Origin of the sequence: Pseudomonas viridiflava (assembly GCF_900184295.1) — a bacterium.
GTDB classification, from domain to species: domain Bacteria; phylum Pseudomonadota; class Gammaproteobacteria; order Pseudomonadales; family Pseudomonadaceae; genus Aquipseudomonas; species Aquipseudomonas viridiflava.
On record NZ_LT855380.1, the window covers coordinates 3663434 to 3689205 of the forward strand.

Here is a 25772-nt window from a genome sequence, read left to right on the forward strand (position 1 = left end):
CCCATGTCCTTATCCGAACGTCCCGCCCGCTGGTATCTGATCCAGACCAAACCCCGCCAGGAAGCCCGTGCCGAGGAGCACTTGCAGCGCCAGCATTTCGAGTGCTACCGGCCACTCAAGTCGGGGGAAAGAAAGCGCAACAACCGGACTTCGGTCGAAGAGGAACTGTTCCCGGGCTACCTGTTCATCCGCATGGATCAGGTGCATGACAACTGGTACCCGATCCGCTCGACACGTGGAGTGGCACGCATTGTCACCTTCGGCGAACACCCGGTGCCGGTGCGTGACGAGTTGATCGAGCAGATCCGCCAGCGGTTGTCTGCACCGGCGCCAAGAATGGTGTTTACCCAGGGCGAGTCGGTGCTGATCAAGGCGGGTGGTTTTTGCGACGTCGAAGCCATCTTCCTGGCCACCGACGGCACCGAACGCGCCGTGATCCTGCTCAACATGCTGCAACGTCAGCAGAAAGTCGTCCTGCCGATCAGCAGTCTGGCACGGATGGAAGCGCGGGTTTGAGCGTTCGCGCAGTGCAGCAGTAACACCAGGTCTGGCAACAGACATCGCCTCTTATCAACAACACGTGATCTGCTGAGTGAACAGGCTTTTTGTGGGAGGCGGCTTGCCGACGATGAACGATGACATGTTTTTCCTGACATACCGCGTCGACCGAATCGCCGGCAAGCCGCCTCCCACAGTCAGGGGTTTGCTGCTGGACAGCGCTACGTCGAAGACGTGGTGGCGCGTCTCACATGAGATCGCCGTCATTCAATAAGCGCGTGCCTGCCAGCCACTCACACCACGACCATCGACAGTCCCCTTCACGCCACCACCGGAAACAGACCATGACCCACCGGACCACTCTGGTGACGCTCACCTATGGTGATCGTTTCAACTATCTGCACACGCTGGTCAGCCGTTCGCTGGAAAGCCCGCTGATCGAGCGGGTCATCATCGTCAGTAACGCTTCGGTCGCGCCGCTGCAGAATCTGAGCAGCAAGTGGCCGGGTCAGGTCGAAGTCGTCCGGCTGGAACACAACACCGGTTCGGCACACGGTTATTCAGTCGGCATCCAGGCCGCGCTGGATGCCGGGGCCGAATACATCTGGCTGATGGATGACGACAACGCACCTACCATCAACGCCATCGAAGTGCTTCACCATCATCTCCACCAGCGAGAGGTCATCGATGGCCGGGACAAGACGGCGGTGCTCGGGTTTCGTCCCACGCATCAGGCTGACATCGCAGCAGGCGTACCCCGACGATTCGCGGTTCAACTGAGGTCCAGCTTCTTCGGTTTTCACATCGCCCAGCTGCCTTACAAGATCTGGCGCCGTCTGCCCTGGGGCAAGCCTGCGGCCGATCACACTGTGCCGCAGACCGTGCAGTTGCCCTTTGCCACTTACGGTGGATTGCTGGCCCACCGCAGCCTTTACATCAAGATCGGCCTGCCGCTGGAAGCGCTGAAGCTGTACGCCGATGACAGTGAATACACCTGGCGGATCACCGCCGGTGGCGGGCGGATTTATCTGGTGCCCGAGGCGCTGCTCGATGACCTGGAAGACTCCTGGAACATCAAGGCGCGCACCCGCAATGTCTACGAAAACTATTTGCTGGCCGGCTCGGATCTGCGCGCCTATTACGGCGCACGCAACCAGGCCTGGTTCGATAAAAACGTCTGGGCGTCGTCCCCTCTGCTCTACAGACTCAACCGCTGGGTGTTTTTCTGCCTGCTGCGCGTGATCGCCAGGCGTTGTGATGCCGGACAGCGTCTGAGCCTGATCGAGCAGGCCATCAACGATGGCGAGGCTGGCGTGCTGGGCCTCAACAGGTCATATCCTCTATGAAAATTCTCTTTATCAGCAGCCTCTACGCACCCGACATCGGCGGCGGCGCGGAAATCATTTTGCAGCGCACCGTCGAAGGCCTGCAGAAACGCGGCCACGCGGTCGCCGTGCTGGCCACCACCGATCAGCCGGGATTGCACATGACGGCGGTCAACCAGATCAAGGTCTACCGCGCCGGTCTGCATAACCTGTACTGGCATTTCACGGCGCAGCGGCCCGGCCGCCTGATCCGACTCGGCTGGCACCTGCGTGACCGCTACAACGTGGGCATGCGCGAGTACGTTAGTCAGGTGATGGAGATGGAGCAGCCGGACCTGGTGGTGTGCCATAACCTGACCGGCTGGTCGGTCTCGGCATGGGATGAAATCACTGCGTCAGGCCGCCCCATCGTTCAGGTGCTTCACGACCTCTATCTGCTCTGCCCCAGCAGCACCATGTTCAAGAAAGGCCACAGCTGCCAGCGCCAATGCGTGATGTGCAAGCAGTTTCGCAAGGGCCATGACGAGCGTTCAGCCCAGGTCAGCACGGTGGTAGGCGTCAGCCAGTACATGCTCGACACCTTGCAGGCCCAAGGTTATTTCAAGGGCGCCAAAGGCTACGTGGTGCACAACGCAAGTCCCATCCCGATGGCCCTGCCACAGCAGCGCATTATTGATCCGCAAACGGCAGAGCCGACCAACGCGCCATTGCGCTTCGGCTATCTGGGCACTCTGTCGGATTCCAAGGGCGTGGGCTGGCTGATCGATCAGTTCCAGCATCTGCCATTCAACGCGACGCTGCAGATCGCCGGACGCGGGCAGATCAACGATGAGAAACGCTTCAAGGCCATGGTGACTTCACCGAACATCAGTTTTGTCGGTTATCAGAAGCCCGAAACGTTCTACAACCAGATCGACGTGGCGGTGGTGCCGTCCATCTGGAACGAGCCTTTCGGCATGGTGGCGGTGGAGGCCTGCGCCTATTCCCGTCCGGTCATCGCCAGCCGCATGGGTGGATTGAAGGAAATCATCCAGGACCAGCTCAACGGTCTGTTGTGCAGCCCGGACGATCCCGATTCGCTGGGGCTGGCGATGCTCAAGCTGCACCAGCAGCCCAGCCTGCTGGCGCGCCTCAGTGCCCAAGCGCGCAACAGCGTCGCGTCGCTGCTGAATCTGGACCTGATGCTGGACCAGTACGAGACGCTCTTTGCCCAGACCGTGCTGGACAGCATCACAACGCCCGACCAGCGTCAGTACAACCCTGTCTAGGGTCGGGCCATTCCCGGCGCAGTGACCTTCATCGGCACGTGCTCCGCCAGACCCTGCGGCGCAGCGTGCTTCCCGACTGAGACAAGACATGTCAAAGCCACCCGCACCCCGTCGACGACGATCATTGACGGTCTTTCTGCTGGGGCTGTTCACCAGCCTTTTCGCCACGGGCGAGGAACAATTCATCATCGGCGTCGACACGCAACTGATGAGCAGCGATCGCCTGCCGACGCAGGCGCTCGATTTGCTGGAGCGCGCAGGCGTCAACTCGGTACGCGACAGTGCCTACTGGACGCATGTCGAACCCAGGCGCGGCTTTCTGCGCATCGATCCGGTCTGGCAGGCCTACCTGAACAGGGTTCGCCAGCATCACTTGAGGCCGCTGCTGATGCTGGGTTACGGCAGCCCCTTTTATGACAACCACGCAAAACCGCGTCATCCCGTCGTGCGCCAGGCATTCGGCAACTACGTGAGTTTCGTCACACAGGAACTGGCCAACCGGGTCGATCTTTACGAAATCTGGAACGAGTGGGACCGGGAAAACCCAGTCGATGCCTGGGCGGCGAAGGACTACAGCACGCTGGTCGAGGAAACCGTGGTCCGCATCAGAGCACAGAAAAAGCCGGTCACGATTCTGGCCGGCGCCGTAACCAGCCTCGGGATGGAGCTGGGGTTCGCCGAGCGACTGATCCAGAACGGCCTGCTCGATCAGGTGGATGGGCTGTCCTTGCATCCCTATGTGCATTGCCGGACCGAACAGCGCCACACGCCCGAACGCTGGATTGCCTGGCTGCGCTGGATCGATGCCGACCTTCGCGCACTGGCGACCCGTCCGGTGCCGCTTTACCTGACCGAGATGGGCTGGCCGACCGGCACCAGTGAATGCAGCGTCAGCGAACAGCACCAGGCCGCCTTTCTGGCCCGCAGCTTTTTCCTCGCCCGAACGCTGCCGGAGATCAAGGGGCTTTGGTGGCACGGACTGATCGACAGCGGCACTGACGATGACGACCCGCAGCAGAACTTCGGCCTGCTCAGGAAAGACCTGAGCGCGAAGCCTGCCTACGCAACACTCAAGGCCATCAGCAGGACCCTGCTGGATTACCGATACGACGCCGAGAGAAGCCAGGAAATGGATTCGACTTACCTGCTCAGGTTTACCCGCGGGCAGGAGCAGATTCTGGTGGCCTGGACCACCGGCGCGGCGCGCCTGACCCATGTCGAAGCCAGCAGCGTGCAGCGCGGCAACGTTGAAATGATCGACAGCGGTCGGCCGGAAAAGGGCCGCTTCGAGACCGAGACGCCCTGGAACTGCACCGAAGCCCGCTGTTCGGCCCAGGTCCGGATCGACGAATTTCCAAAAATCATCAGCCTGGGCATGAGGCCTGCGCTGTTCGCCCAACAAGAACGGGATCGAAGGCCGCAAGCCCTTCAAAAAAGCACCCGCATCCAACCTACATCACCATGACCTTGCAGGATGCTTGAGATGATCTTTATCAATTCACGGTTTCTCACCCAGGACGTCAGTGGCGTTCAGCGTTATGCCGAGCAGATCTGCATGGCGCTGAAAAAGCTGCGCAGCGATCTGGTGTTCGTCGCGCCTCACGGCATCAAACTGCATGAAAGTGCCAAAGCGCTGAACGTACAGTGCATCGGTCATAACAAGGGTCATCTCTGGGAGCAGATCGACCTGCCGCTGTACCTGCGGCGGCAGAAAAATCCGCTGCTGATCTCGATCAGCAGCACTGGCCCGATGTTCTACCGCAACCAGATCGCCACCCACCACGACATCAATTACGTACGTTTTCCGCAGAGCTATACCCGGCTTTTCCGACTGGCCTACCGCACCATCACCCCGATCCTGCTATCGCGCATCAAGACCCTGGTGACCAGCAGCAGTTTCTCCAGAGGCGAGATCTCGCAGTTTTACGGGTTCCCCGAACACAGGGTGCTGATCGTGCCGGCAGCGGTGAGCGACAGCTTCCGGCCACGCGCCGTGCAGCCCGATGCCGCGAAATACCTGCTGGCGGTGTCCTCGCCCGCCGCGCACAAGAACTTCAACCGCATGATCCAGGCCTTTCTCAGCCTGCGGGATCACAACGACTTGCAGTTGCACATTGTGGGCGCCGCCACCGGCATCTTCGCCGACCCCAACCTGCAACGCCTGGCCTGCCGTGATCCACGCATTCGGTTTCTGGGGCGGCTCAGCGACGCCGAACTGATCGAGCAGTATCAGGGTGCGACCGCGTTTGTGTTTCCCTCCTTGTACGAAGGCTTCGGCATCCCGCCACTCGAAGCGCAGGCGTGCGGCTGCCCGGTGCTGGCGGCCAACGCTGCCTCGATTCCGGAAGTGCTGCAGGCCAGTGCGCTGTATTTCGATCCGCTGGACGTCAGCCACATGGCGGCGGCCATGCACCGGGTACTGGTTGACGCCCCGCTGCGCGATGCGTTGCGCCTGCACGGGCTGAACAACGTGAAACGCTTTTCCTGGGAATTGTCCGCGCACCGCCTTTCCCAGCGCATCGATGCCCTGCTGGAACCTGAACCGGCGCTGCTCGGCAAACAGCGCATCAGTCCCGAATCCTCTTCAAGCAAACCCTGAACCAATAACAGCAACGTCAAGACGCGCCCTGTCGCGCCTGCAGTAGAGCGAGCGAATACAGCAAGGAATCTCCATGAGAATTGCGATCGTCCACGACTGGCTGGTGACTTATGCCGGTGCCGAGCGTGTGCTGGCTTCACTGATCAATATCTGGCCGGAAGCCGATCTGTTTGCCGTGATCGATTTTCTGAGTGATGAGGACCGCGCTCACCTGCACGGCAAGGTCGCCACCACCACGTTCATCCAGAACCTGCCAAACGCCAGAAAACGCTACCAGCGCTATCTGCCCCTGATGCCGATGGCCATCGAGCAACTGGACCTGTCCGGTTACGACCTGATCATCAGCAGCAGCCATGCCGTGGCCAAGGGCGTGCTGAGCGGGCCGGATCAATTGCACATCAGTTACATCCACTCACCGATTCGTTATGCCTGGGACCTGCAACATCAGTACCTGCGCGAAGCGGGGTTGAACACCGGCATCAAGGGCCGGCTGGCGCGGCTGATACTGCATTACATCCGCCTGTGGGACCAGCGCACCTCGGCCGGCGTGGACGCCTTCATTGCCAACTCGGGGTTTATCGGCGCACGTATCTGCAAGGCGTATCGACGCGAATCGACGGTCATCTATCCACCGGTCGATACGCTCGGGTTCACTGCCAACGGCACGCGCGGCGACTTCTATTTCACCGCCTCGCGCATGGTGCCCTACAAGCGCATGCCGATGATTGTCGAAGCCTTCGCTGCCATGCCGGACAAACGTCTGATCATGATCGGCGACGGGCCTGACCTGGCCAAGGCGCAGGCCATCGCGAGCCGCGCGCCCAACATCACGCTGATGGGTTTCCAGCCGGCGAGCGTCCTGATCGAGCACATGCGCACCGCCAAAGCCTTCGTGTTCGCTGCCGAAGAGGATTTCGGCATCAGTCCGGTGGAAGCACAGGCCTGCGGCACACCGGTGATCGCCTTCGGCAAGGGCGGTGCACTGGAGACCGTTCGCGGGCTGGACCATCCACATCCTACCGGGGTGTTCTATCCGCAGCAGACGGTTGAATCACTGATCGCAGCAGTCAACGAGTTCGAAAGCGCGCAGGCGCGAATCACCGTACAGGCCTGTCGCGCCAACGCCGAGCGGTTCTCGATTGCCCGCTTCGAGCAGGAAGTCAAAGCCTTCGTCGACGACCACTTGGCCGCCGCACACCTGTCCCGCCTGCCTGCGCAGCCCTGGACACCCCAGACCTCGCAGAGTCTTGCCAGCGAGTTGCCGTCCCGAGTCGTTCCCATCAAATCCGTTTGAGCGAGCACCGTCATGCGCACCTCCGTTCGCGGCATTCTGCATGCCCATCAGTCAGCGCTGTCGGTCGCCCACCGCCTGCTGGATCTGGCAGTCATCGTACTGATCGGGTACTGGCAAAGCCGGCTGGCAATGATCGACAGCACCGAGGCCTGGCTGCATATCATTCTGGCTGTACTGGTGTTTCATTGGGTCGGCGAGTACCACCAGCTTTACGGCTCCTGGCGCGGCGAGCGCATCCTGCGCGAGCTGACCAAGGTGTTCAATTACTGGGCGCTGACCTTCATCAGTCTGTTGTCGGTGGATTATCTGCTGCTCAACCGGGACAACCTGCCGGATGACGGGCAGATGACCTGGTTCGCGCTGGTGCTGGCGATCCTGTGTGGTTATCGCCTGCTGATCCGCCTGCTGTTGCACAGCCTGCGACGTCATGGTTTCAACACTAGGCGCGTGGCAATTGTCGGCACCGGCCAGGTCGGTGAGCGGCTGGCCCAGTCGATATCCAGCGCACCCTGGATGGGCCTGAATCTGCTGGGCTTCTACGACTCGAATCCGCAGCAGATGAACCTGAGTGCCACTGGCAGACGTGTGCCGGTGCTCGGCGATCTCGAGCAACTGGTCGAGGACGCCCGTCAGGGCCGGATCGACAAGGTGTACATCACCCTGGCGTTCAGTGCCGAACCGCACCTGCGTGAACTGATCACCGGCCTCAGTGACACCACCGCCTCTGTGTATCTGATACCGGACGTGTTCATGTTCGAGCTGTTGCATGCCCGCAGCGAAAGCATCAACGGGCTGGCCAGCATCAGTATTTTCGACTCGCCCATGGACGGCGCCTGGAGCGTGGTCAAGCGTGCTGAAGACATCCTGCTGTCCAGCCTGATTCTGGTGCTGATCGCGATTCCACTGTTGTTGATCGCCCTGGCCATCAAGCTGACGTCGAAAGGCCCGGTGCTGTTTCGCCAGCGCCGTTACGGGCTGGACGGCCGCCCCATCATGGTCTGGAAATTCCGCAGCATGAACGTGCAGGAAAATGGCGACGTGGTGCGCCAGGCCACACGCAATGACACACGAATCACGCCGCTGGGCGCGTTCCTGCGCCGCACGTCGCTGGATGAACTGCCGCAGTTTTTCAATGTGCTGCGCGGCGACATGTCCATCGTCGGCCCGCGTCCGCATGCCGTGGCCCACAACGAGCAGTACCGCAGACAGGTCAGCGGCTACATGTTGCGCCACAAGGTCAAACCGGGCATCACCGGCTGGGCGCAGATCAACGGCTGGCGTGGCGAAACCGACACGCTGGACAAGATGCGCAAACGGGTCGAGTTCGATCTGGAATACATCGAGCACTGGTCGATCTGGCTGGACCTGAAAATCATTCTGCTGACGCTGTTCAAGGGCTTCTTCAACAAGAACGCCTTCTGACATTCCATTGACTAGACGACGGCTCCGGCAGCCTTTGCCCGGAGGGAGGTATGTGCGCGCGCTAAAAACGATCACGACGTGGACCGGTGCTGCTGCCGGTAGTGGAAATGGACGTAACGAAATCATTCAGGTGCAAGGCGCACCGTCACGAAGGAACACACCCATGAATCGAAGCCTGGCTGTCCTGCTGCTCTCCTCCCTGATCCTGCAGGGGTGCGTATTCGCTCCCGGCCAACACATGACTCCCGGCGATGTCACCACCAGCGACCCGGACGAACCCAAGGCGCAACTGGTCGATATCAGCCCGAAAACCCTGCAGCAACAGCAGCAGAATACCGCTACGGATACCAAGGCTTTACCCGCCGAATTGTTGAACTACAAGACCCCCGAATACATCGTCGGGCCTGGCGATACACTGCTGGTGACCGTCTTCGAACACCCCGAGCTGACCGCGCCCGGTTCGCAGGATCAACTGGATGCCAATACCCGCGAGGTGCTGAGCGACGGTACGCTGTTTTTCCCGTACGTCGGCAGGATCCGCGCGGGCGGCAAGACCGTCAGCCAGATTCGTGAACAACTGCGCATGGGCCTTGCGCCGCAGTACACCGAGGTCAAGGTCGACGTAAAAGTGCTGCGCTACAACAGCCAGCGCGTGCTGCTGTCCGGCTCGTTCAAAAGCCCTGGCCCGCAGTCGATCACCAACATTCCTTTGAGCCTGGTGCAGGCCATCAGCGTCGCAGGCATCGACCTGACCGACGCCAACCTGGCAGGCCTGACGCTGCGCCGTGATGGCCGTGATTACATGATCGACATCGACTCGCTGAACCGCAAAGGCTCGCAACTCAGTAAGGTCTTCCTCAAGGATGGCGACTACCTGCACCTCAACAGCGCCTCCAAGAACAAGATCTATGTGTTGGGTGAAGTGCGTAATCCGCAGGTGATTTCGTTTGCCACCACCAACGTGACCCTGCTCGAGGCGCTGGGCAATTCCGGCGGCCTGAGTCCGGACAGCGCCGATGGCGACGCGGTGTATGTGATCCGCGGCGCAGAGAACTTCGCCAATGCACCGTCCACCGTGTATCACCTGAACGCCAAGAAGCCTACGGCCTACCTGCTGGCCGGACAGTTCGAACTCAAGGCCCAGGATGTGGTGTTCGTAGGCCCGGCCAACATCACGCGGTGGAGCCGCTTCATCAGCCAACTGCTCGGCTCGGCCAGCGTGGTACAGACCGGGGCCGCCTTCCGTAACTGATCCGCTCGACGTTTGAACCTTATCCCTGCCACTTCGGTTGCAGGGATTTTTTTGCCTGCAGTTTGGCCTTTTGTAGTGATGACACCGATCGTGCCGATGCTTTGCGTTGGCATGCAGCCCGTGACGCTCCGCGTCACACATGTCACAGACTGCTGATTCAGTGAATCCAGGCACTGGGTTCAAGTCACCTTAAGTGTTGCTGGCGCAACAGCTGTTCAACAGTTGCCCGGCTTTTCAGCAGCCAGTGCAAGGAACGCTTTCAAGGGTAAAAGACCATCGGCCCAGCGTTTCAAGGGCATAAGCCACTGCACAGCGCGCTGGCACACAAGCTGCTTTACAGCCTTACGCTTATCGCAAGGAATTCCCGCATGCTCGTTGTTTCACTGTCAGGCAGTCCCTCCCCAAAATCCCGTTCAGGCGTTGTGCTGGCTCACGCTGGCCGCTGGTTGCAAAGCCACGGCGTCAGTGTGACCACGTTGCGCATTCGTGACTTCAACGCCGAAGATTTGCTGTTCGCGAAATTCGACAGTCCGCAAGTACTGGAATTTGTCGAAGCGGTCCGGCAGGCCGACGGTCTGCTGATCGGCACGCCGGTCTACAAGGCCTCGTTTTCCGGCGCGCTGAAAACCCTGCTCGACCTTCTGCCCGAGCGCGCCCTGCACGGCAAGGTGGTGCTGCCACTGGCAACCGGCGGCAGCATCGCGCACATGCTGGCGGTGGATTACGCCTTGAAGCCTGTGCTGTCAGCGCTCAAATCCCAGGAAGTGCTGCACGGCATCTTCGCCATCGATACCCAGATCACTTATGGCGACACCGAGGAAGGCGGCACGCTGGACGAAGTCCTCACCGAGCGGCTGAACGAAGGGCTCGAACACTTTTACCTGAGCCTGCAACACCGGCTTCAGGCACGGCACAAGGCGGCGGGTGGGCATTTGCAGTTGGCGTTGTGATTGGCTGATTTTTTCTCTCGCAGCACAACGCAGGACTCTGGGAGGCCTTCATTCTGCGCCACATTCGAGCGCGGACGCGGAGCGTCCTGGCTGGCGTTACCACGCTGGAGTGGGAACGATCAGGGTTTCGGCCATCAATGCTCGATAATGAGCGGATAAAGCGACGCCACCAACAGAGCCGCCATCACGCCATTGAAGATCCGCAGTCCGACAGGATCGCGCAGCACGTTGCGCAGCAGGCTGCCGAATCCCGCCCATATGCCGACGCTTGGCAGGTTGATCAAGGCGAATACGCCCGAGATGATGACCACGTTGGTGAAGTAGCCCTGCATCGGCGTGTAGGTGCTGATCGCGCCAATCGCCATGATCCAGGCCTTGGGGTTGACCCACTGGAACAGTGCCGCGCCCATGAAGCTCATTGGCTCGCCGCGGCTTTCGCTGGAATCGGAGGCCGGGCCGGAGGTGGCGATTTTCCAGGCCAGATAAAGCAGATAGGCAGCGCCCACGTAGCGCAACAGGGTGTAGAGCATCGGCCAGGCCTTGAACACACTGCCCAGACCAAAGCCCACCGCCAGAACCAGAACGAAGAAACCGATGCTGATGCCCAGCATGTGTGGCAGCGTCCGGCCGAAACCGAAGTTGACGCCCGAAGCCAGCAACATCATGTTGTTGGGGCCGGGGGTCACCGAAGTGACGAAGGCAAACAGCGCAAAGGCCAGCAGTAAATCCAGAGAAAACGGCATGACGCGATCCAGGTGTCTGTGAAACTGTGAGTCGGGTACTCACCCTATCGAAAGATCGACAGCAAACACATGGACAGTTAAACGAAGTTTCTTACCATACAGTTCGAACAGAATTCTCGTTCGGGCCTGACTGTTATCCCTGAGGATTCAGGCTCAGTGTGCCACGATCAACGCTGATTTCACCCTGGTTGTCGAACTGACGAACCTGCTGGATCTGCGGGTCTGCAAGGAGCTGGGCCTTGCGGGCCTCATACTCTTCAAAGGACAGGCCGCGACGATTCAGGTCCTCCATCGCCAGTTGATGGCTCTCTTCGACCGAGTAGGGACGTAATTCGACCGCGTGGTGAGTCGAGCAACCGGAGACCAGTGCGACGGTGAATGACAGAACAAGAGCAAGGGCAAGTAAACGGTTCATGGCGGGCCTCCAGGCTGGCTTCATTTCGGGAATGAAGCAAGGTTACGCCCCGGCCTTTCACGGCAAAAATCAACTGCCGTGATAGTGGCTATCGACTTTCACGCCCCCTGTTCACGGGCATGCTCGATCAGCACATCGCGCAGTGCCTGGGCAGCGGCCGACAGCTTGTGATCGGCCAGCATCATCAACCCGATACGCCGCTCGATACGCGGCTCTACCAGCGGCACGCAACACGCGCCGAGCTCCTGCATCTGTTCAATGCACAGCGAAGGCACCGCGCTGACACCCAGACCATTGGCGACCATACGCCCGATGGTCGACAGTTGATGACTTTCAAAGGCTACCGACAGCCTGCCGTGTCGCGACTCGATGGCATGTTCCAGCAGCAGGCGCACGGCTGACGGGCGCTGCAGAGCAATAAAATCTTCGTTCAACAGCTCGGCCCAAGACACTTCAGCCCGTCCGGCCAGCGGCGATTCCGTGGAGACCACGGCTACGAATCGATCCATGTAGAACGGCGTGAACGACAGCGCATTGCTCGATTCGGGTTCGAAGCCAATGCCCAACTCGACCCGGCGATGACGCACCATTTCCAGAACCTGTTCGTTGACCACGTCATGCACCGCCACGTTGACCCGTGGATAGCGGCCTCTGAAGGTCTTCAAGGCACCGGGCAGGAGGTTGCCTGCGAACGACGGCATGGCCGCGATGGACACGCGCCCCATCTGCAAGGTGAAACGCTGGCGCAGCAATTCCTCGGTATTGTCCCAGTCGGCCAGCAACTGGCGTGCAAGCGGCAACAGCGTCTCGCCCTCGGGCGTCAGACTGACATTGCGCGTGGTGCGCGTAAGCAACTGACCGCCAAGGTCTTCCTCCAGACTTTTGATCGTCAGGCTCAGGGCCGGTTGGGACAGGTTCAGCCGCTCGCCCGCCTGCGCAAAACTCAGGTACTGCGCCACGGCCAGGAAAGCGCGAAGCTGCTTAACGTTCATATATTTATCTTTCTTATCAATCGATCAGAAAAACAAAATTAACAAATCATTGCAGCCGAGAGAAGATGCAATCAACCCGATCCTCCGGCAGCACGTGCCGGTCACAACTATAAAAGGCGGATCATCATGGCTGGACTCGACAAGCGAGTGGCAACTTACGAAGAGGCCCTCGCCGGGCTGACCGACAACATGACCGTGCTCTGTGGCGGCTTTGGCCTGTGCGGCATCCCCGAGAACCTGATCGCGCAGATCAAGCGCATGGGCATCAAGGGCCTCACGGTCGTTTCCAATAACTGCGGCGTCGATGGTTTCGGTCTGGGCATCCTGCTCGAAGACCGCCAGATCAGAAAGATGATTTCCTCCTACGTGGGTGAGAACGCCCTGTTCGAACGCCAGTTGCTGAGCGGCGAACTGGAAGTCGAACTGACCCCGCAAGGCACCCTTGCCGAAAAACTCCGCGCGGGCGGCGCAGGCATTCCGGCGTTCTACACCGCCACCGGTTACGGCACCCCCGTTGCCGAAGGCAAGGAAACCCGCCAGTTCAATGGCCGCAACGTGATCCTCGAAGAAGCCATCACCGGCGATTTCGCGTTGATCAAGGGCTGGAAGGCTGACCATTTCGGCAACGTGATCTATCGTCATACCGCGCAGAACTTCAACCCCGTGGTCGCCACCGCAGGCAGGATCACCGTGGTCGAAGTCGAGGAAATCGTCGAACCCGGCGTGCTGTTGCCGACCCAGATCCACACCCCCGGCATTTATGTCGACCGTGTGATCCAGGGCACTTTCGAAAAACGCATCGAGCAGCGCACCCTCAGAAAATCCTGAGGGCAACAGGCGCTTCACGAAGCAGGAATCGGCACACAATAACAAAGAGATTTCAGACCATGGCACTTTCCCGCGAACAAATGGCTCAGCGCGTCGCCCGCGAACTCAAGGACGGCTACTACGTGAATCTGGGGATCGGCATTCCAACGCTGGTCGCCAACTATGTCCCGACGGACATCGACGTCATGCTGCAATCGGAAAACGGCCTGCTGGGCATGGGCGAATTCCCCACCGAAGAAACCATCGATGCCGACATGATCAACGCTGGCAAGCAGACCGTCACGGCGCGCATCGGCGCATCGATTTTTTCGTCCGCCGAGTCCTTCGCCATGATCCGTGGCGGCCATGTGGACCTGACGGTGCTGGGTGCTTTCGAGGTGGATGTCGAAGGCAACATCGCCTCCTGGATGATCCCCGGCAAGCTGGTCAAGGGCATGGGCGGCGCGATGGATCTGGTGGCCGGTGCCGACAACATCATCGTTACCATGACCCATGCATCCAAGGACGGCGAATCCAAACTGCTGCCCCGCTGCCGCCTGCCGCTGACGGGTGCGGGTTGCATCCGCAAGGTGCTGACCGACCTGGCCTACCTCGAGATCGAAGACGGCGCGTTCATCCTGCGCGAGCGTGCGCCTGGCGTGAGCATCGAAGAAATCGTCGCCAAGACCGCCGGCAAACTGATCGTACCGGATGATGTGATCGAGATGACGTTCTGATTTCATAGCTGTCGGGTATCCGCTCCGCATCCAGGTGCGGACGCGAAGCGTCCTGAACGGCATTTCCACGCGGAGCATGGGAACGATCAAGTGAGGCTGAATTGATCGTGCCGACGCTCCGCGTGGGCATGCAGCCCGTGACGCTCCGCGTCACATTCTCAAGCGCACACATAACGTCGCATCCCTCCAAAAAACATCCAATAATAATGACAACAGGACGCCCTCAGATGGCCGCCAACCTTGAAGAAAGCCGCTCCGCCCGATTTGCCCTGCGCTGCGCCGCATGGGCTGAACGCTGGTTCCCCGACTCCTGGGTCTTCGCCGCACTGGCGGTGGTGATCGTTACCCTGGCAACGCTGGCCATCGGCGCAAGACCTGCCGAAGCGGCCAAGGCGTTCGGTGACGGATTCTGGAGCCTGATCCCGTTCACCATGCAGATGGCATTCGTCGTGATTGGCGGCTATGTGGTGGCCAGTTCGCCCCCTGCGGTCAGGCTGATTGACCGTCTGGCGCGCATCCCGCGCAATGGCCGTTCGGCGGTGGCATGGGTCGCACTGATTTCAATGCTCGCATCCTTGCTCAACTGGGGGCTTTCCCTTGTGTTCGGCGGTCTGCTGGTACGCGCCCTCGCCCGTCGCACCGATTTGCGCATGGACTATCGCGCAGCCGGTGCGGCAGCCTATCTGGGGCTCGGCGCGGTCTGGGCACTGGGATTGTCTTCTTCGGCAGCACAGTTGCAGGCCAACCCGGCCAGCCTGCCACCGTCGATCCTGGCAATCACCGGCGTCATTCCTTTCACTGAAACCATTTTCCTCTGGCAGTCCGGCGTGATGCTGGCGGCGCTGGTGGTCATTTCCCTGATCGTCGCCTACGCCACCGCGCCCGGCCCGAACAGCGCCCGTGACGCAAAGGCCTGCGGCGTGGACCCGGCCTTCAACCTGCCACCGCTGCCTGCCCGCTCACGTCCCGGTGAATGGCTGGAATACAGCCCGCTGCTGATCATTCTGATGGTGCTGCTGGGCGCAGGCTGGCTGTTCAACGAGTTCTCGACAAAACCTGCGATCACCGCAATTTCCGGGCTGAACACCTACAACTTCCTGTTCATCATGCTCGGTGCGCTGCTGCACTGGCGGCCACGCAGCTTTCTGGATGCCGTGGCGCGAGCAGTACCAACCACCACCGGTGTGCTGATCCAGTTCCCGCTGTACGGCTCGATTGCCGCACTGCTGACCACGGTCAAGGGGGGCGACGCGCAGACACTGGCGCATTACATCTCGACGTTCTTCACCAGCATCGCGTCCCACGACACCTACGCCATATTGATGGGCGTGTACTCGGCGGTGCTCGGTTTCTTCATCCCATCGGGCGGCGGCAAGTGGATCATCGAAGCACCTTACGTGATGCAGGTCGCCAATGAACTGCAGTATCACCTGGGCTGGGCGGTGCAGATTTACAACGCCGCCGAAGCCTTGCCGAACCTGATCAACCCGTTCTACATGCTGCCGCTGCTGGGCGTGCTGGGCCTGAAGGCACGGGATCTGATCGGCTTTTCGTTCGTGCAGTTGCTGGTTCATGCGCCGCTGGTGCTGTTCCTGCTGTGGGCGCTGGGCACGACACTGACTTACACGCCACCGGTCATGCCCTGACAGCAGACAGGCCGACTTACGCGCACTCGTCGCCATAGTCGGCCGCTGCAACCTGCGCCAGCAAGGTGCGCAGTTCCAGTGCCAGTTCGGGTCCCAACGCAGTTTCATAAGAGCGCTGGGCCTGTTCCCACAACGTCTGGGATTCCAGCAGTTTCTCGACACCGGCCTGCGTCAGGCGCACCAGACGGCTGCGCTTGTCGTTCGGGTCGACGTCCACCGAGACCAGCCCTTCACGCTCCAGTGGCTTGAGATTCTGCGCCAGTGCCGAGCGGTCAATGACCAGAATCGTTGCCAGTTCGGTCATGGTCGGCGCCTGATTGCGGGCGATCTGCATCAGGATCGAGCGCTGCGTAGAGCGCAGGCCGCACGGCGCCATGACGGCGTCGTACAGCTGACAGATACGTCGGCTAGCCCTGCGCAGACTGGTGGCATGGCAGATCACCTGCGCGGGAACATCCAGGCCTTCCGGAATGCGCAGCGTGCCGTTCGGGGTCAGGTCGTGATTCATAAGGGCTCCCGTGTTGAGAGCCCAATGCTGGCATATCCCCGCAAATTGAAACAGCACCTTGGGTCGCATTCACTGTTTCAGCGTCTTTACGCAGCGCTGCGCCGTATCAGAATGACTGGCATCAGACTGAATGGCATCAGAACGAATAGTCGCGCTCGACCTTGCACACCCGCGTCGTGAACGCCTGGTACCAGCGAGTGCAGCCCTGTTCGCGTACCTCGGCATGCTCGGCATGAGCCTTCCAGGCCCGAATCGCGGGCTCATCAGCCCAGTACGACACGGTAATGCCCAGGCCGGTTTCGTCACGCGCCGACTCCACCCCGAGAAACCCGGGCTGTTGCCGGGCCAGTTCGATCATCCGGTGCGCGGCCGCACCATAATCCTGCCCGTCATCAGCACTGCGCAGTGATGTAAACACCACCGCGTAATAAGGCGTGGGGAAACGCGAGGCGATCATCGGGCGTTACCCCTGCACGCCTGAACGAAGGCCTTGACCAGCGCTGGCGTCCTGCCCAGCAACGCGGCGCGCTCGGGCTGAAACAACGTGGCGACGAAAAACGGATGGCCTTCCAGTTCCATGCTGCGCACTTCACCTTCCGGACCTCGCCCGCTGATTTTCATCGCAGCGCCGAAAACCTGCTGTTCCAGCTCACGCACCAGGCCGTAACGACAGTGATACCGCTCCTCGATTTCCAGTCTGCCGTAGGCCCGGGCAATCAATGTGTCCGGCAACAGATGAATCGACGAAAGTGCATCGACCAGTGAGCAGCTCAGCGGCGCAATGATCGCATTCGCGGCGTCCGGGGCCGATTCAGCGTGTTCGGCATCGCTCCAGCCCAGACCGTTGCGGGCAAATTCCAGCAATGCATGCTGAAACCCGCCGCAGGTGCCAAGAAACGGAATGCGCTGTTCGCGCGCCAGACGAATCGCCGTCATCGCGCCCTGCATGTCCTGATAAGGGCTGCCCGGCACGCACCACAGGCCGTCGAACGCTGTCAGCCGCTCTCCATTTCCAATCTCAGGTGTTGGCAACCATTGCGCCTCGACCTTGACCTGCAACGCTTCGCCCGCCATCTGCAAGGCCTGAGGTATCGCCTGATGCGCCGCGAACTGCGTATTGAAGTCTCCTACCAGACCGATTCGCACGGTTGTGCCTGCCCCGTTCACTACGTCCATGCCCTGCTCCCTTGTCGATGTCATGCATTATGGGCAGGACTATAGACAGGCATCAGCGCAAGCAGAATGGGCGATCAGGCAAGCCATCCGTGCAGCCACGCAAGACTTTTCAGCTGTGAACAGGCGTCAGCACCGGCTTGCCAGCGAAGAAGGCCAGCAGGTTGTCATTGACCATCTGCACGCTGTCTTTGGAGGCCTCGGGCGACAGGCCTGCCACGTGTGGCGTCAACACTACGTTGTCCAGGGTCTTGAACACGTCGGGTACGCGCGGCTCGTTGTCGAATACATCCAGTGCCGCTCCGGCAATCTTCTGCTCACGCAGTGCCGCTACCAGAGCGTCTGTGTCGACGACACTGGCGCGGGCGATATTGACCAGAAAACCCTGCGGCCCCAATGCCGCCAGCACCGAGGCGCCCACCAGATGATGGGTGCTGCTGCCGCCCGGCGTGGCGATGACCAGAACGTCCGACGCTTCGGCAAGCGCCTGCACCGAGGCGTGCCAGGTGTAATCGCAGTCGGACCGCGCCTTGCGATTGTGATAACCAATGCCGATGTCGAAAGCCGCAGCGCGCCGGGCAATCGCCAGCCCGACCGCGCCCAGCCCGATGATGCCCAGACGCTTGCCCGCCAGCGAAGGACGCACCACCTTGCGCCACTCGCTGCGGCGCACCGAGGCGTCAGCCTGGGGAATGTCACGCACCAGCGAAAGCAGCAATGCCAGCGCATGATCGGCCACGGTGGACGCATTGACCCCGGCGCCGTTGGTGACAGTGATGCCACGTGCTTCGGCCGCCGGCAGGTCGACCTTTTCATACCCCGCGCCGCTCACGCAGATGATGCGCAGGTTGGGCAAGGCATCCATCTCTTCAGCGAAGAAGCCCAGCGGGCCACGCGTCACGACTGCGCTGATGGCCGGCCCGTGTGCGGCAATCGCTTCGGCGCGCTGCTCGGCTGTCGGTGCGCGAATCAGCTCGAAACCACTGTTTTCCAGAATCCGCAGATAGGTATCCAGATTCTCGACCAGCACCAATACCGTTGTCATGCCCACTCCTGCCTGATGATCAAAAGCCTGACAGTAACCCGAGTCGACGCGCTTGAGGAGTGACATTTTCCGAATACGCAGCCTGCGTTCATACAGCCGTCTCATTCGGCGCACAGACTGTGCGCCAGCCGTAGTGCGCCATGCAGCGATGACGTTGCGCTATCGTTGGGTGCGGTCAATGACATTCAGGACGACATCGTGCAATCGGGAACGACACTCCACTTGCCGTATCGAAAGCGATGTTGTTAATGCTTCAGGGTGCGCCTCTGTCGAACGGTACGAGGCGATCAACTGTTTTCTCCATTAAGGAATCATCAGCCCATGCAAGGATTTTCCACTTTCCGGTTCACCCGAACGCCACTGGCTCGACTGCTGGCTGCCACCGCCATTGCTGGTGTGATGCTGTCGTCAGGCGCAGCATCGGCAGCCGATGCGCCGGGCAAGGTGTTGAGTGAAAAACTGGGACTGCCATGGCCCGCAGTGGTGGCTCACCGGGGCGCCTCGTTCGATGCGCCGGAAGAAACCATCCCCGCCTACACCCTGGCGCGGGATCTGGGTGCGGATTACCTGGAGATGGATATCCAGCGCACCAAAGACGGCGTGCTGATCGCCTTGCATGACGATGTGCTGGAGCGCACCACCAACATTGCCGAGGTCTTTCCGAACCGTGCCAAGGACCCAGTCAGCACGTTCACGCTGGCCGAGCTCAAGCAGCTGGATGCCGGTTCGTGGTTCAACAAGGCCTACCCGGACCGCGCCCGTGACAGCTACACCGGTCTGCAGATTCTGACACTGGATGAGGTGATCGACATTGCCGAGGGCGGCGTAAACAAGCCGGGGCTGTACATTGAAACCAAGGTGCCGTCGCAGTTTCCCGGCGTCGAAGCCGACCTGAAGAAAGTCCTGGCCAAACGCGGCTGGCTGGCGCAACGCCCTGCCGCAGAGCCGGGGCATGTGAACGTCGCGCACATGCCGGGCCGTGTGGTGTTGCAGACCTTTGAAAAGCAGAGTCTGGAACTGCTGCAGAAAGAAATGCCTAAAGTGCCGAAAGTCATGCTGCTGTGGATCGGCAAAGGCTCCATCGAACCCAAGTCCGATGTGGCCTTCAAGGATTCAGGCATGAAGGACAAATCCAGCTATTACGCGACCCAGGAGGTCAAGTCGCCGGAAGAGTTCGAGAACTGGATCAACTGGGCCAAGGCCCATGGCGCCATCGGCACCGGCCCGTCGTCGCAACTGGCCAAGGGTGGCGACCAGAGCTACATGGACCTGGTCAAACCCTGGATGAACAACCTGACCCACGAAAAAGGCATGGTGATCCATCCGTATACCGTGGATGACCCGGCTGACTTCAAGCGCATCAGCCAGGACGGCGCGGACGGCTTCTTCACCAATCGCACCGCCGAGCTGTTGAAGTTCTATGGCCGTCCGGCCAAGGAAAGCATCGACACGATCCTCAAGCGTAACGGCTACTGATGAGGTGACCGACCGGCTGACCGGGTCATGGGACACGGTCAGCCGGTTGTCGATCAGAAGTCGATGGTGCCCGACACTTTCAAGGTGCGTGGCTCACCCTGCGTCAGGTAGCCGCCGTTGGTGGACGCCCAATAGTCCTTGTTCATCAGGTTTTCGACGTTGGCGCGCAGGGTGATGTCTTTTTGCGCGACGTTGAAGGTGTAGCGTGCGCCCAGGTCGAAGCGGTTCCAGGTCGGAATACTCAAAGTGTTCGACGCGTTCAGGTACTGGCCTCCGGTGCGCAGCATGCGCGCGTTGAGGGCCGCGCCTTCGATGCCAGGAATGTCCCAGTCTGCTCCGGCGTTGAACTGGAAGGTCGGCACACCCACTGCATCGTTGCCATCGTTGCTGCCGCCTGCGGTCCCGCTCAATTCAGTGTCCATCAGGGTCAGACCCGCCAGCAGGCGCAGTCCGCTGACCGGCTCACCGAACACATTCATTTCCACACCCTTGTTGCGTTGCTCGCCATCGCGAACATAACGGGTGCCGCTACCTTCCTGAACCTGATAACCATCCGCCGGTTGCTCGATGCGGTACACGCCCAGGCTCGCGCCGAAGGTGCCCATGTCCAGTTTTACACCAGCCTCGACCTGCTTGGAACGCGCAGGCGGAAAGATCTCGCCCGGATTGATCGTCACGTTGCCCGGCGCGGTCGGCCCCTGGGCCAGGCCCTCGATACGGTTGGCATAGAACGACACGTAGCGCCACGGCTTGAACACCACCCCATAAATAGGCGTAGTAATTGCCTCGTCATACAGCGAAGTGCGCGGGCCGCTGCCATAGGCGTAGCCCTGAACGCGCAGTTGCTGACGACGTAGCCCCGCCGTCACCAACAAACGGTCGTCGAAGAAACCCAGGGTGTCGGAGAACGCTGCGCTGCGCATGCGGCTCTTGCCGGTGATGCCGGGGTCGTTCAGGTCGCCAGCGGTGATACCGGTCAGCGCAGGACGCGTGGTGGACACCGGATCGTAAAGGTTGCTGTTGATGCTACCGCCGCCGAACAGGTAGGCATTGCGCTGTTCGGCCCATATCCCTGACAGACCGAAGTTGACTTTGTGGCTGACCGGGCCGGTCTGCAGGTTGCCGTTGACGCCCGCCATGGCGGTCTTGTTATCTTCATCATGAGGGATGAAAGACGGCGTCGCCGTGATGTTTCCAGCTGCATCGTTGATGGTCGGGGATCCATAGATACCGGTTTCACGGGTGTGTTTGGCACCGGCCGCGGCATACAGCATCCAGTCATCGTTGAGGTCATACTCGACCCGGCTCATGCCGAAGGTGTCTTCGGTTTCGGTCCAGGTCCAGTTCGGTGCGTAGTTGGTATCGGAGTCCGGCGCGTGGGGCACGCTGGTCAGGCCGCTGCCCACGAACACGGTATTGCGGCTCTGATTGATGCGCTGTTTCTGGTAAGCGAAGTCGCCGGATATACGGAAGTTGTCGCCGCGATAATCAAGGCCCAGCGCGAACAGCTTGCTGCGATGTTCTTCGTCATCGACGCCGGTTTCCCCTTCGCGCTGGGCCAGGTTCAGGCGCGCGCCGAACCGGTTGTCCTCACCGAAGCGCTGACCCAGATCCAGATGCTCGCCAACCCGACCGTCGCTGCTGATGTCCGTGGTGAAGCGACGTGTCGGTGTGTCCCTGGCGCGCTTGGGCTGCAGGTTCACGCCACCGCCGATGCCGGAACCGGTTGGCGTCACGCCGTTGATGAAGGCATTGGGGCCTTTGAAGACTTCGACACGCTCCAGCGCGTCGGTCGAAATGATCTGACGAGGCAGCACGCCATAGAGGCCGTTGTACGAAATGTCGTCGGTATTCAGCGCGAAACCACGGATCACAAACACCTGCGAGGCGTTGGCGTAGCCGGATGACTGGCGAACCGAGGCGTCATTGAGCAACACGTCGCCGATGTCTTCGGCCTGCTGATCCTCGATCAACTGCTCGGTGTAGCTGGTCATGCTGAAAGGCACGTCCATGATGTCCGAACTGCCCAATACGCCAAGCTGCCCACCACGAGCCACCTGCCCACCTGCATAAACGGGCGGCAACGCCTGAGGGGCGACCTTGTCAGCGCTGATCGCGGTTTCGCCCAGCACCATGGGGCCGCCTGACGAGGCAGACGTGTCGGTAGCGGCCCAGACGGGAAGACCCAGGGAACAGCCAAACGCAATCAGCGTCAGGCGCAAAGGAAATGGCGAGGTGTGCATGGAGATGTCCTGCTGAACGATAAAGTGGGCCGGGCAGTGTCCTTCCGTGACTGCGCCCCTATTGTGTGAATGCGAAATGCTATCAGGTGTTACTGGGAACGGTTATCGTTTATTTGTGTGCAAGCAGATACAGAGCGGGTTTCACGACGAAAGGCGGACGCAGAGCGTCCTGAGCGGCGTTACCACGCTGGAGCGAGGGAACGATCAGAGATCTCAAGCACGCTGATCGTGCCGATGCTCTGCGTCGGCATGCAGCCCGTGACGCTCCGCGTCACAAATGGCACAGAATGCGGACTCAGTGAGCCGAGCGCATGGCTGAAGTCACCTTTTCGCCCCTCGGCGACTTACTTTGAAAGGCCAAAGTAAGCAAAGCCTTTTGCTCCGGTTCCGGCCCCGGCTTCGCCGGGGTTCCTTCGTCCTGACACTGATTCGGGGGTCGCTGCAAATGGGCCATCCATGGCCCAGTGCAGCTCAATCGGCATCCATGCCGATTGCCCCCCGAATCAGCGCCAGGACTCAGCCTTCACCCACGTCGCGTTCTGCGGTGTTCATGCTACCGCGCTACAAAAGCGCATCAGTGCCGCAGCTTCGCTGGATAGCCAGGTGACTTGTGTATAACGATGAGTGCTCTGCGCCACATCACGGCCGGACGCGGAGCGTCCTGAGCGGCGTTACCACGCTGGACCGTGGGAACGATCAGAGATCTCAAGGACGCTGATCGTGCCGATGCTCTGCGTCGGCATGCAGCCCGTGACGCTCTGCGTCACAAATGGCACAGGATGCGGGGCAGTCCGTCGAACGCTCAATTTGCGCCATCGTTTCGGAGAACCCGACGAGACCAGGAAACGCCTTGAAACGCATGGTCACAAGATGAAACAGGACACTGGCGGCGACCTGATGCGTTGTGTGGTGTAAGCTCAGCCGCTGTTGGTTATCCCATCGAGAGGCCTATGCAGTCCAACTTCCGACGCTCGACCCTGGCGGCGCTCCGCGGTTTTGCCCTGCCGGGCGATGCAATCTCCATCGTCCCCTCTGCCGCCGACTACCGGCGCTGCCTGCTGGAAAGGATCGCTTCGGCGACCCGCCGCATCTACATCATCGCGCTGTACCTTCAGCAGGATGAAGCGGGCCAGGAAATCCTCGATGCCCTTTATGCTGCCAAAACTGCCCGCCCGGAGCTGGAAGTGGTGGTGCTGGTCGATTGGTTTCGGGCGCAGCGCGGCCTGATCGGTGCCGGACGCCAGCCGGGCAATTCGACCTGGTATCAGGCGCAGAATCTGGAGTACGACCAGGAAGTACCGATCTACGGCGTACCGGTCCAGACCCGCGAGCTCTTTGGCGTGTTGCACCTCAAGGGCAGCGTGATCGATGACTGCGTCATCTACAGTGGCGCCAGCATTAACAACGTGTACCTGCACAAGCTCGACAAGTACCGGCTGGACCGTTATCACCTGATCGAGAGCGCACCGCTGGCAGACAGCTTCGTGGATCTGGTGCAGCGCGAAATACTGCCTTCACCGGCCGTGCATCGCCTGGACCTGCAGTCTCCGCCCAGTTCACGCAGCCTGCGCGGCGAGATTCGTGCCTTTCGCAGCAACCTCAAACGTGCGGCCTACGACACCTCCTCGGGCGAAAAGGAAAGCGGTGAGTTTCGCGTCGTGCCGCTGCTGGGCGTCGGTCCGCGCAACGGTCTGAACCGCACCATCTGCGACCTGATCGCTTCCAGCAAGATCCAGCTGACGATCTGTACGCCCTACTTCAATCTGCCGGTGGCCGTGACCCGCGAAATCAACCGGGCGCTCAAGCGCGGTGTAAATGTCGATATCATCATCGGCGACAAGACCGCCAACGACTTTTTCATCCACCCGGACGAACCGTTCAAGGTGATCTCTGCCCTGCCCTATCTGTATGAGATCAGCCTGCGACGTTTCACCCAGAAGCACCGCAAGGCCATTGCCCAGCACCGTTTGAACGTGCACTTGTGGAAGCATGGCGACAACACCTTTCACCTCAAGGGCATCTGGGTCGATCAGCGTTATACCCTGCTGACCGGCAACAACCTGAACCCGCGCGCGTTCAACCTCGACCTGGAAAACGGCTTGCTGATCGATGATCCGCAAGGTCAGTGGACTGCGCCGCGACAAGCAGAGATCACCCACCTGATGCGCAACACCCAGCGCGTCAGCCAATACGACGAGCTGGACACGCTGGCGAATTACCCCGAAGGCGTGCGCAAGTTTTTGCGCCGCGTGAGTCGTGTCAGGGTCGAGCGTCTGCTGTACCGGATTCTGTAGAAGACGCTGACGGCACAAGACGGTGTTCGCGATGTTGTTCGCGGACACCGTTGCGATTAACCCGCCAGGGCAATCAACTGCTGACGCTGCGCATCGGTCAGGGTCGGGCCAAACCCGGCGCCGACGTTCTCGGCCATGTAACGCGGGTTCCCGGTGCCGGGAATCACACAGGTAACAGCGGGGTTGGCCAGCAGAAATTTAAGCGCCAGTTGCGGCCAGCTGTTCACTTCGACCTGCGCAGCCCAGCCTGGTAAAGGCTTGTCCTTGAGCCGCGACAACAGTCCGCCGCCACCAAACGGCCGATTGCAGATGACCGCCACACCGCGTTCCCTGCACAGCGGCAGGATCCGTTTCTCGACGTCACGGTCGTCAAGGGCATAGTTGATCTGTAGAAAATCCAGTGGCTCGCTCTTGAGCACCGCTTCCACGTCAGCATAAGCGCTCGAGGTGTAGTGGCTGATGCCGATGTAGCGGATGCGGCCCAGCTCCTTCCACTCGCGCAATGTCGGTAGATGGGTCTTCCAGTCCAGCAGGTTATGAATCTGCATCAGGTCGATCCGGTCAGTCTGCAGCAGCCTGAACGACTCCTCCATCTGCGCGATTCCTTCGCTACGTCCCCGCGTCCAGACCTTGGTCGCCAGAAACGCAGGGGATCGCGGCTCGTGGATCGACAGCAATTCCCCGGTGGTCTGCTCGGCGCGCCCGTACATGGGCGAGCTGTCGACCACACTGCCGCCTGCCGCGAACAGTGCGTCGAGAACCGGACGCAGCTGCTTGTAGGCCGGGCTGGAAGTGGCCACATCAAAACCGCGATAAGTGCCAAGGCCAACGACAGGCAGCGGTTCATTGCTGGAGGGGATCGCTCGGGTCAGCATGGTCTTGCCTCCGGATGTCAGTTTTGAGGGAAGTGATGAAGGGTCGGACGACGATGGCAGCGTCGGCGGTTTCTGGTCACCGGCAGCGGTGTCGAACACCAGTGCGGCGCCTACACCTGCCGCCAGGGTGAGCAGTCTTCTGCGGGTCAGGTGATGGGGTGGCGTCATGACGTTCTCCTTATCTGTCCTGCACGTGTTTTATTTTGAGTG

23 protein-coding genes are annotated in these 25772 nt (G+C 60.6%); 14 read left to right on the forward strand and 9 right to left on the reverse strand.

Annotated features, from left to right (window positions below):
- Nucleotides 1-3 precede the first annotated feature (3 nt).
- The 9 genes from rfaH to ssuE all read left to right on the forward strand — a co-directional run bounded on the left by rfaH (nucleotide 4) and on the right by ssuE (nucleotide 10608).
- Nucleotides 4-516, forward strand: coding sequence for a transcription/translation regulatory transformer protein RfaH (rfaH, locus tag CFBP1590_RS16450; RefSeq protein ID WP_088235517.1), 513 nt, complete (start codon nucleotides 4-6; stop codon nucleotides 514-516).
- A gap of 326 nt (nucleotides 517-842) precedes the next feature.
- Nucleotides 843-1844, forward strand: a complete 1002-nt coding sequence (locus CFBP1590_RS16455) for a glycosyltransferase (RefSeq protein WP_088235518.1) — start codon at nucleotides 843-845, stop codon at nucleotides 1842-1844.
- Nucleotides 1841-3091: a glycosyltransferase family 4 protein gene (locus CFBP1590_RS16460; RefSeq protein ID WP_058432100.1), complete on the forward strand. Its 1251-nt coding sequence runs from the start codon at nucleotides 1841-1843 to the stop codon at nucleotides 3089-3091. Before CFBP1590_RS16455 ends, CFBP1590_RS16460 begins: the two co-directional genes overlap by 4 nt.
- An 88-nt stretch (nucleotides 3092-3179) precedes the next feature.
- A complete protein-coding gene (locus tag CFBP1590_RS16465; protein ID WP_231991734.1) occupies nucleotides 3180-4556 on the forward strand; it encodes a hypothetical protein in 1377 nt (458 codons plus the stop codon).
- A gap of 18 nt (nucleotides 4557-4574) precedes the next feature.
- Nucleotides 4575-5690: a glycosyltransferase family 4 protein gene (locus CFBP1590_RS16470; protein ID WP_088235520.1), complete on the forward strand. Its 1116-nt coding sequence runs from the start codon at nucleotides 4575-4577 to the stop codon at nucleotides 5688-5690.
- A gap of 73 nt (nucleotides 5691-5763) precedes the next feature.
- Entirely contained in the window at nucleotides 5764-6984 is a 1221-nt protein-coding gene (locus CFBP1590_RS16475; protein ID WP_088235521.1) for a glycosyltransferase family 4 protein, read from the forward strand.
- A gap of 12 nt (nucleotides 6985-6996) precedes the next feature.
- Entirely contained in the window at nucleotides 6997-8406 is a 1410-nt protein-coding gene (locus CFBP1590_RS16480; RefSeq protein ID WP_069144392.1) for an undecaprenyl-phosphate glucose phosphotransferase, read from the forward strand.
- 163 nt (nucleotides 8407-8569) lie between these two features.
- Nucleotides 8570-9658 carry a polysaccharide biosynthesis/export family protein gene (locus CFBP1590_RS16485; protein ID WP_004887073.1) on the forward strand — a complete coding sequence of 363 codons (1089 nt, stop codon included), beginning with the start codon at nucleotides 8570-8572 and terminating at the stop codon, nucleotides 9656-9658.
- A 368-nt stretch (nucleotides 9659-10026) separates the two neighbouring features.
- Nucleotides 10027-10608: an NADPH-dependent FMN reductase gene (gene ssuE, locus CFBP1590_RS16490; RefSeq protein ID WP_088235522.1), complete on the forward strand. Its 582-nt coding sequence runs from the start codon at nucleotides 10027-10029 to the stop codon at nucleotides 10606-10608.
- A 134-nt stretch (nucleotides 10609-10742) separates the two neighbouring features.
- On the opposite strand, the gene CFBP1590_RS16495 is transcribed toward ssuE, so the two are convergent.
- The 3 genes from CFBP1590_RS16495 to CFBP1590_RS16505 all read right to left on the reverse strand — a co-directional run bounded on the left by CFBP1590_RS16495 (nucleotide 10743) and on the right by CFBP1590_RS16505 (nucleotide 12758).
- Nucleotides 10743-11351, reverse strand: a complete 609-nt coding sequence (locus CFBP1590_RS16495) for a LysE family translocator (RefSeq protein WP_029241267.1) — start codon at nucleotides 11349-11351, stop codon at nucleotides 10743-10745.
- A 133-nt stretch (nucleotides 11352-11484) separates the two neighbouring features.
- Entirely contained in the window at nucleotides 11485-11766 is a 282-nt protein-coding gene (locus CFBP1590_RS16500; protein WP_029241266.1) for a hypothetical protein, read from the reverse strand.
- Nucleotides 11767-11864: 98 nt separating this feature from the next.
- Complete coding sequence (locus tag CFBP1590_RS16505) at nucleotides 11865-12758, reverse strand: LysR family transcriptional regulator (RefSeq protein WP_088235523.1); 894 nt, start codon at nucleotides 12756-12758, stop codon at nucleotides 11865-11867.
- A gap of 126 nt (nucleotides 12759-12884) precedes the next feature.
- Between CFBP1590_RS16505 and CFBP1590_RS16510 the strand changes: the two genes are divergently transcribed.
- From CFBP1590_RS16510 to CFBP1590_RS16520, 3 genes are all read left to right on the forward strand, one after another.
- Nucleotides 12885-13586 (forward strand): CoA transferase subunit A, encoded by a 702-nt coding sequence (locus CFBP1590_RS16510; protein WP_004887055.1) that lies wholly within the window; start codon nucleotides 12885-12887, stop codon nucleotides 13584-13586.
- 59 nt (nucleotides 13587-13645) lie between these two features.
- Nucleotides 13646-14302 (forward strand): CoA transferase subunit B, encoded by a 657-nt coding sequence (locus tag CFBP1590_RS16515; protein WP_029241264.1) that lies wholly within the window; start codon nucleotides 13646-13648, stop codon nucleotides 14300-14302.
- A 227-nt stretch (nucleotides 14303-14529) separates the two neighbouring features.
- Entirely contained in the window at nucleotides 14530-15948 is a 1419-nt protein-coding gene (locus CFBP1590_RS16520; RefSeq protein WP_029241263.1) for a short-chain fatty acid transporter, read from the forward strand.
- Between the two features lie 16 nt (nucleotides 15949-15964).
- Here CFBP1590_RS16520 and CFBP1590_RS16525 read toward each other — a convergent pair whose 3' ends face one another.
- The 4 genes from CFBP1590_RS16525 to CFBP1590_RS16540 form a co-directional block, all read right to left on the reverse strand.
- Nucleotides 15965-16456, reverse strand: coding sequence for a MarR family winged helix-turn-helix transcriptional regulator (locus CFBP1590_RS16525; protein WP_004887046.1), 492 nt, complete (start codon nucleotides 16454-16456; stop codon nucleotides 15965-15967).
- Nucleotides 16457-16592: 136 nt separating this feature from the next.
- Nucleotides 16593-16913, reverse strand: a complete 321-nt coding sequence (locus CFBP1590_RS16530) for an antibiotic biosynthesis monooxygenase family protein (protein ID WP_088235524.1) — start codon at nucleotides 16911-16913, stop codon at nucleotides 16593-16595.
- Nucleotides 16910-17632, reverse strand: coding sequence for a CTP synthase C-terminal region-related (seleno)protein (locus tag CFBP1590_RS16535; RefSeq protein ID WP_088235525.1), 723 nt, complete (start codon nucleotides 17630-17632; stop codon nucleotides 16910-16912). Before CFBP1590_RS16535 ends, CFBP1590_RS16530 begins: the two co-directional genes overlap by 4 nt.
- Before the next feature lie 109 nt (nucleotides 17633-17741).
- On the reverse strand, nucleotides 17742-18674 hold the full coding sequence (locus tag CFBP1590_RS16540) for a 2-hydroxyacid dehydrogenase (protein WP_088236430.1): 933 nt from the start codon (nucleotides 18672-18674) through the stop codon (nucleotides 17742-17744).
- Between the two features lie 321 nt (nucleotides 18675-18995).
- Here CFBP1590_RS16540 and CFBP1590_RS16545 point away from each other — a divergent pair, with 321 nt between their 5' ends.
- A complete protein-coding gene (locus CFBP1590_RS16545; RefSeq protein ID WP_088235526.1) occupies nucleotides 18996-20150 on the forward strand; it encodes a glycerophosphodiester phosphodiesterase in 1155 nt (384 codons plus the stop codon).
- 53 nt (nucleotides 20151-20203) lie between these two features.
- Here CFBP1590_RS16545 and CFBP1590_RS16550 read toward each other — a convergent pair whose 3' ends face one another.
- Complete coding sequence (locus CFBP1590_RS16550; protein ID WP_088235527.1) at nucleotides 20204-22393, reverse strand: TonB-dependent receptor; 2190 nt, start codon at nucleotides 22391-22393, stop codon at nucleotides 20204-20206.
- Between the two features lie 950 nt (nucleotides 22394-23343).
- Between CFBP1590_RS16550 and pssA the strand changes: the two genes are divergently transcribed.
- Nucleotides 23344-24687, forward strand: a complete 1344-nt coding sequence (gene pssA / locus CFBP1590_RS16555) for a CDP-diacylglycerol--serine O-phosphatidyltransferase (RefSeq protein ID WP_029241257.1) — start codon at nucleotides 23344-23346, stop codon at nucleotides 24685-24687.
- Between the two features lie 56 nt (nucleotides 24688-24743).
- On the opposite strand, the gene CFBP1590_RS16560 is transcribed toward pssA, so the two are convergent.
- Nucleotides 24744-25730, reverse strand: coding sequence for an aldo/keto reductase (locus CFBP1590_RS16560; RefSeq protein ID WP_088235528.1), 987 nt, complete (start codon nucleotides 25728-25730; stop codon nucleotides 24744-24746).
- Between the last annotated feature and the right edge of the window lie 42 nt (nucleotides 25731-25772).